A 6,991-nucleotide genomic window follows, 5' to 3' on the forward strand; every position below is an offset into this window, starting at 1 on the left:
GCTTTGTGCCGCCTCGGATTTACCGGGGCCGCCGCCATGCTCGCTACGAGCGATAGCATAGGGCAGCAGGGGAGGGAATGGGTGATGTGTGGCGTAAATACCCACACGTGGCGCCCGCCGTCGCGTCAGCCCTGGCGGGAGAGCTCGGCGATGCGCGCGGGTGCGTACCGGTGCTGCGCGTTCTCTTGCTCGGCGATCAATTGCAGCGTCGCCGCCTGCAGCAGCGAGCCGGCGGTCAGGTGCGAGGCCAGGGTGCGCAGTTCATCGAGCTTGCCGCTGGCAGCGGAGTTGGCATGAGTCATCTCGGTCAAGGTCTGGACAGGAACCCGGCCGATGGTATCGGCAAGCCCGGGGGGGCTGCTTTGTCCCTGGTCATGCTCCGTGCGTGCGGCGTTGTCTTTTGTGTCCAGGCCAGCCCTGGCATCGGTGCGCGCCAGGCGATGCGCCGGGTCGGCGCGGCGGGCGGTGCAAAGGCGCAGGGCGAAGCCCACGGTGTCGATGGCGAGCGGAAGGGAGGGATGTGGCATCTGGTTCTCCTTGGGAGCGCGGCCTGCCAGTTTCGGCAATGTTCGCAAGAATGCCGGGCCGGTCCGCCGCTGCCTAGTGCGCTGCGATGAACGGCGCGATGCCAGGAACGAATGGTGGCGCGAGGCGACGGATGTGGCGCGCCATGCCCGTCGCCTGCCCTCCATCATCGGCCGCTATGGCCGCTACGGCTGGTCCGCCAGGCGCGCCACCACCGCAGCGAGCGTGCGCAACGCGCGTTCGATCTCTGGCGTGATCGGCGTGCCGCAATTGAGCCGCAGGAAATGGTCGAAGCGGTTGGAGTTGGAGAACATCACGCCGGGCACGACGCGGATGCCCGCCGCCATGGCCTGGTCGAACACAGCTTCGGACGGGACCGAGCCCGGCAGCTCGACCCACAGGTGCAGGCCGCCGTTCGGGTTGGAGGCACGCGTGCCAGCGGGAAACTCCGCGGCAATCGCCTGTGCCACCTGCGCACGCTGGCTGCGCAATTGCTCGCGCAGGCGCCGCAGGTGCCGCTCGTACGCGCCGGAACCCATGAACTCGGCCGCCGCCATCTGCGCCAGCAACTCGTTGGGCCGCGACTGGCTGTACTTGAGCATTTCCACGCGCGCCTGCCACTTGCCCGCGGCGATCCATCCCAGCCGCATGCCAGGCGCCAGGATCTTGTGCAGCGAGGCACAATGGATCACGCCGCCGCTGCGGTCCCAGGCCTTGAGGGCAGCCAGCGGCGCGTCCCCGTCCGCCAGGGCGGAGAAGCAATCGTCCTCGATCAACGCGATGGCGCGCGCATCGCACCAGGCCACCAGCTGCGCCTTGTTGGCGTCCGGCATGATGCTGCCCAGCGGATTCTGCAGGTTCGGCACCACTACCACGGCGCGTATGTTGTCGTAGGTCTGCGCGGCCAGCTCCAGCGCTTCAAGCGAGATGCCGGTCTGCGGGCTGCTGGGAATCTCCAGCGCGCGCATGCCCAGGCTCTCCAGGATCTGCAGCAGGCCGTAGTAGGTGGGCGACTCCACGGCAATCACGTCGCCGGGCTGTGCCACCGCCCGCAGGGCGAGGTTGAGCGCCTCGGTGCAGCCGTGGGTCACCAGGATGTCTTCCGGCGCGACCGTGATGCGCGAGAGCAGCGCGTTGCGCGCCAGCACGGCGCGAAAGGCCGGATGGCCGCTGGCGTCGGCCGCGCTGCCAAACAGCTGGGGATGCAGGCGCAGCGCGCGCGCCGCCGCATTGCGCAGGCCTTGCGCCGGGTACAGCGCGGGCGCGCCGCAAGCGCCGGCAAAATTCACCGCGACCGGTTGCTGGCGCCCGCGCGCGGTGATGGCGGAGATGCGCTCATGGATGCCCACGTATTGCGCGGGGTCGGGCAGCGTGGCGGCAGGCTCTTCGATCGGCGCCAGCGGCTTGTGCCGGCGGTGCCGCACGAAGTAGCCCGAGCGCGGCCTAGCCTCGAGCAGGCCATCGCTTTCCATCTGCCGGCAGGCCTGCAGCGCGGTCGACAGGCTCACGCCGTGCAGCTCCATCAGCGTGCGCACGGAGGGCACGCGGTCCCCCGGCTTCAAAACGCCCGTTTCGATGGCGTGCAGGTAGTGCTGGGCAAGCTGGCGGTAGAGGGGGGTGGATTCCATGCAGCATGGTGGCGCGGCGGCGGCCGGCGCAACAGGTACAGATCAGGGTCTTCTGTATCGTAACAGATGGTTTGTTATGCCTCTGTTGCGGTTCACAAGACAGAGGCGTGTGCCTGTTTCGGTCCGGCCTGCATCGGTAGTCTGGAACCCTGTCAAAGCCAGGGAGCCGGCATCATGCAAAACTATCGTTCAGACCCGATCGTCCCCACTGTCCAGCCCGTCCAGCCCACGCGCGCCAAGCTGGCTAGCGCCGAGCCGCAAGCGCAKGTGCTCGACCTGGAAAGCGGCCGCGTGCTGCGCTTCCATGCCAAGGCCGGCACGACCCTGTGCGTGCTGGAGGGCGAAATCGAACTCACCGAGGCGCCGCGCTGGCTGGCCGGCACCGTGTGGCGGCAGCCGCGCCGCCTGCCTGCCGGCAGCGTGGTGGCGCTGTCGCCCGGCTGGGTGGAAATGCTGGCCCGGCAGGCGGCCACGCTGGGGCTGCAGGCACCCGCGGCCGGGCCCTGGTGGACCCGCTGGCTGCGCCCGGCGCAGGCATGAACAGAGGGAGCGCAACGAAGGGGGATGAGCCGGCGCAGGCCTCGCGCACACCTGGCCGGGACGGCCGCCCCGGGGTGGTCAGTCCTGCTGGCCGTGCGCGCTCAGCATGGCATGGGCCACCAGGTCCAGGGCGGGCCGCGTGTCGCCGTTCTTGTCGGTCCAGACCTTGGGCGTGAGGCTGCCTGACAGCGCGACCGATTCGCCGTCCTCCAGCGCCAGCAGCCMTGCGCGCACCTTGTCGGCGAACGCGATGACATTGACGATGACGGTGTCGCCATCGTTGATCGCGGCCTTGAGCTTGGCGGTCACGTACTGGCTGCCGCCCTGGCCGGAACGTTCGCTGGCGTGGCCGTGGAGCCGGCCGCTGACTAGTGCGTCKATCATCTTTCTTCCTTGCTGGTTATCTTGCCGGGGTGCGGAAGATCTCACAATTTCGCGCGCTCGTGGCAGAGAATGCGGGCCCTGGCGCTAAAAACGATAAAATTGCGGTCCGGCCAGCCCAACGCTCAACCAGAGTGCAGTCCGCGCCCCTTCCAGGGCCGACCCACCGGCCGCAGAATTCCAGGTTCCCATGCTACGTCTAAGTGAAGTCAAACTCCCGCTCGACCACGCCGAGAGCGATCTCAAGGCCGTGGTCCTCGCCCGCCTCGCCGAACTCGGTGTCAAGGCCGATGGCCTGACCGGGTTCACCGTGTACCGCCGCGCGCACGATGCCCGCAAGCGCTCCGATATCAAGCTCACCTACATCCTCGATATCGCGGTGAAGGACGAAGCCGCGGCGATCAAGCGCATGGCCGGCAAGCCGAACTGGAGCGTGACGCCGGACATGGCTTACCGCTTCGTCGCACAGGCACCCGCACCGGGTACCACGCTGCGCCCGGTGGTGATCGGCATGGGCCCGTGCGGCTTGCTCGCCGGCCTGATCCTGGCGCAGATGGGCTTCAAGCCCATCATCCTGGAGCGCGGCAAGGAAGTGCGCGAGCGCACCAAGGACACCTTCGGCCTGTGGCGCAAGAGCGTGCTGAACCCCGAGTCGAACGTGCAGTTCGGCGAGGGCGGGGCGGGCACTTTCTCCGATGGCAAGCTCTACAGCCAGATCAAGGACCCGAAGCACTACGGCCGCAAGGTGCTCGATGAGTTCGTCAAGGCCGGCGCACCGGAGGACATCCTCTATCTCGCGCGCCCCCACATCGGCACCTTCCGCCTGGTCAGCATGGTGGAGAAGATGCGCGCCGAGATTTTCGCGCTGGGCGGCGAGGTCCGCTTCGAGACCCGCGTCGAGGACGTGGATATCGAGGGCGGCAAGATGCGCGGCCTCAAGCTGTCCAACGGCGAATACCTGCAGGCCGACCACGTCGTCCTGGCGGTGGGCCACAGCGCGCGTGATACCTTCGAGATGCTGCATGAGCGCGGTGTGTTCATGGAGGCCAAGCCGTTCTCGCTGGGTTTCCGCATCGAGCATCCGCAGGGCATGATCAACAGCAGCCGCTTTGGCAAGTTCGCTGGCAACAAGCTGCTGGGCGCCGCGGACTACAAGGTGGTGCACCACGCCAGCAACGGCCGCGCGGTCTACAGCTTCTGCATGTGCCCGGGCGGCACGGTGGTGGCCGCGGCCTCGGAGCCGGGCCGCGTCGTGACCAACGGCATGAGCCAGTACATCCGCGCCGAGCGCAATGCCAATGCCGGCATCGTGGTGGGCATCACGCCGGAGGATTTCCCCGGCGGCCCGCTGGCCGGCATCGCCTTCCAGCGCCATTGGGAAGAGCGCGCCTTCGAACTTGGCGGGCGCAACTACAACGCGCCGGCGCAGCTGGTGGGCGACTTCATCGCGCGCCGGCCGTCMACGGCGATGGGCACGGTCGAGCCCTCTTACAAGCCGGGCGTCACGCCGACTGACCTGTCCACCGCGCTGCCCGACTACATCATCGAAGCCATCCGCGAGGCGCTGCCCGAACTGGACAAGAAGATTGCCGGCTTCGCCATGCATGACGCGGTGCTGACCGGCGTGGAAACGCGCACGTCGTCGCCGCTGCGCATCCGCCGCAAGGACAACTACCAGAGCATGAACGTGGAAGGGTTGTACCCGGCCGGCGAAGGCGCTGGCTATGCGGGCGGCATTTACTCCGCGGCCATCGATGGCATCGAAGTGGCCGAGGCCGTGGCGTTGAGCATCGTCAACGGCAAGGCGGCCTGAGCGAGCCCAGGCTGGCTTAGCGCCCGGCAGCCTGGGTTGCTTCGAGCCAGGCCGCCGCTCCCAGCCCGGCCGCGCGCCCGCTGGCAAAGCATGCGGTCAGCAGGTAGCCGCCGGTGGGCGCTTCCCAGTCCAGCATCTCGCCGGCGCAGAACACGCCCGGCACGGCGCGCAGCATCAATTGCGCGTCCATCGCCTCGAACGCGACGCCGCCCGCGCTGCTGATCACTTCATCGATCGGGCGCGCGCGCAGCAGGCGCACGGGCAGCGCCTTGAGCGCTGCCGCCAGCCGCGCGGGGTCGGCAAATTCTTCCTTTGACAAGCATTCGCGCAGCAAGCCGGCCTTGACACCGGTGATGCCCAGCTTGCTCTGCAAGTGGCTCGATAGCGAGCGCGCGCCGCGCGGGCGCTGCACCGCTTCGGCCACGCGTTCAGCCGGCAGGCCTGGCGCCAGGTCGAGATGGATCGTGGCCTCGCCGGTGGTTTCGAGCAGGTCGCGCATTGGTGCGCTCAGCGCATAGACCAGGCTCCCCTCGATGCCGCCGGCCGTGATGACGAACTCGCCCTGGCGATAGTGCTCCACGCCATCGCGCTCGCGCAGCCCGATGGCCACGGCCTTCAGCGGGTGGCCGGCAAAACGTGTGCGGAAGTGCTCGCTCCAGGCTACGTCGAAGCCGCAGTTGGCGGGGCGCAACGGGGCGATGTCCACGCCGCGCGCTGCCAGCAGCGGTACCCATGCGCCGTCGGAACCCAGGCGTGCCCAGCTGCCGCCGCCAAGTGCCAGCACCGTGGCATCGGCCTGGACCAGCAGCTCGCCCTCGGGCGTGCCAAAGCGCAGCTGGCCCGACGCATCGTCCCAGCCCAGCCAGCGACGGCGCATATGGAACTGCACGCCGGCCTCGCGCAGGCGGTGCAGCCACGCGCGCAGCATCGGCGCGGCTTTCATGTCGGTGGGAAAGACCCGGCCCGAGCTGCCGACGAAGGTCTCGATGCCGAGGCCGTGCACCCAGCCGCGCAGCGCTTGCGGATCGAAGCCGGCCAGCAGCGGTGCGATTTGCGCGCTGCGCTTGCCATAGCGCCCGAGGAAGGGCTGCGCCGCTTCGGAATGCGTGAGGTTCATGCCACCGCGCCCGGCCATCAGGAACTTCCGGCCAACCGAGGGCATGGCGTCATACACGTCCACGCGAAACCCGCGCGCGGCCAGCACCTCCGCCGCCATCAGGCCTGCGGGGCCGCCGCCGATCACGGCAACGCTGGCGGCGGGGAGGGAGGCGGCGGGTGCAGACATGGGTTGAATCCGGGGCAAGGCGGTCGATCGCGCAAAGGGGCGCAAGGCAGGGTGCGGCGGATCGGATTATATAGGGCAGGGGCAACTGCTAAGATCGCCCCTTCCCTTGTGCCACTGGTCTCCCGCGCCTCCCATGCCCTTGCCGTCCCGCTTGTCGTTGCCTCTTCCCGCCGCGCGGGCCTTGGTTCTGGTCTTGCTGGTCGTGCTGGGCCTTGTGGCCGGCGTGCACCCGGCGCTCGCGCAGGAAACCGCGCAGGGGTTGCAGGAAAAGGCGATGAAAGGCGATTTCCTGTCCCAGCGCAACCTCTCGTACTGCCTGCAGTCCGGGTGCCTCGGGCTGGAGCGCGACCGCGTCAAGGCTTGCATGTGGCGCAAGGTGATCGTGCTGTCCGGCGAACGCCACGTCACCGACCTGGACACCGCCAACCTGGAGTACGTCTGCGCAAAGCTGAGCACGGCCGAGCGTGACGCGGCMATGCGCCAGGCCGAGGCGCTGGCCAGGCAGATCTACGGGGCGCGCCGCTGAGTCCCTTTGCCCTTTGCCCTTTGGCCCGCCGAGGCGGGGGGTTAAAATGGCGGTTTAGCGCAGTCACGCATCGCCATGCCCACCGCTTCGCCATCCACCCAGTCCATCGTAGGCGCCACCCAGCAATGGCTGGAGCGCGCGGTGATCGGCCTCAACCTGTGCCCCTTCGCCAAGGCGGTGCACGTGAAGCGGCAGATCCGCTACACGGTGAGCGATGCCACCGATACCGAGGGCGTGCTTGCCGATCTCGAAACCGAGTTGCGCACGCTCGCCGATGCCGACCCTGCCGAGAT

Annotated in this window: 8 protein-coding genes; 4 read left to right on the plus strand and 4 right to left on the minus strand. The window is 68.5% G+C overall.

From position 1 onward, the window contains the following. Positions 1-125: 125 nt before the first annotated feature. Positions 126-527 (minus strand): hypothetical protein, encoded by a 402-nt coding sequence (locus AC1DS3_RS20015; RefSeq protein ID WP_441639564.1) that lies wholly within the window; start codon positions 525-527, stop codon positions 126-128. 183 nt (positions 528-710) lie between these two features. Beyond that, the gene (locus AC1DS3_RS20020; protein WP_441639563.1) at positions 711-2,153 is read right to left on the minus strand and encodes an aminotransferase-like domain-containing protein; all 1,443 of its coding nucleotides are present in this window, start codon (positions 2,151-2,153) and stop codon (positions 711-713) included. 174 nt (positions 2,154-2,327) lie between these two features. Here AC1DS3_RS20020 and AC1DS3_RS20025 point away from each other — a divergent pair, with 174 nt between their 5' ends. After that, a complete protein-coding gene (locus AC1DS3_RS20025) occupies positions 2,328-2,693 on the plus strand; it encodes a hypothetical protein (protein WP_477127796.1) in 366 nt (121 codons plus the stop codon). A 78-nt stretch (positions 2,694-2,771) separates the two neighbouring features. Here AC1DS3_RS20025 and AC1DS3_RS20030 read toward each other — a convergent pair whose 3' ends face one another. Beyond that, a complete protein-coding gene (locus AC1DS3_RS20030; RefSeq protein ID WP_477127797.1) occupies positions 2,772-3,077 on the minus strand; it encodes a single-stranded DNA-binding protein in 306 nt (101 codons plus the stop codon). A gap of 187 nt (positions 3,078-3,264) precedes the next feature. Here AC1DS3_RS20030 and AC1DS3_RS20035 point away from each other — a divergent pair, with 187 nt between their 5' ends. After that, complete coding sequence (locus AC1DS3_RS20035) at positions 3,265-4,887, plus strand: NAD(P)/FAD-dependent oxidoreductase (RefSeq protein ID WP_441639561.1); 1,623 nt, start codon at positions 3,265-3,267, stop codon at positions 4,885-4,887. A 16-nt stretch (positions 4,888-4,903) separates the two neighbouring features. On the opposite strand, the gene AC1DS3_RS20040 is transcribed toward AC1DS3_RS20035, so the two are convergent. Beyond that, on the minus strand, positions 4,904-6,172 hold the full coding sequence (locus AC1DS3_RS20040) for a TIGR03862 family flavoprotein (RefSeq protein WP_441639560.1): 1,269 nt from the start codon (positions 6,170-6,172) through the stop codon (positions 4,904-4,906). Between the two features lie 133 nt (positions 6,173-6,305). Between AC1DS3_RS20040 and AC1DS3_RS20045 the strand changes: the two genes are divergently transcribed. Beyond that, positions 6,306-6,698 carry a hypothetical protein gene (locus AC1DS3_RS20045; protein WP_441639559.1) on the plus strand — a complete coding sequence of 131 codons (393 nt, stop codon included), beginning with the start codon at positions 6,306-6,308 and terminating at the stop codon, positions 6,696-6,698. 75 nt (positions 6,699-6,773) lie between these two features. After that, positions 6,774-6,991 (plus strand): DUF1415 family protein (locus AC1DS3_RS20050; protein ID WP_477127798.1); only part of this gene is annotated, 218 nt, incomplete at its 3' end.

This window comes from Cupriavidus sp. 01L46 (assembly GCF_056399905.1).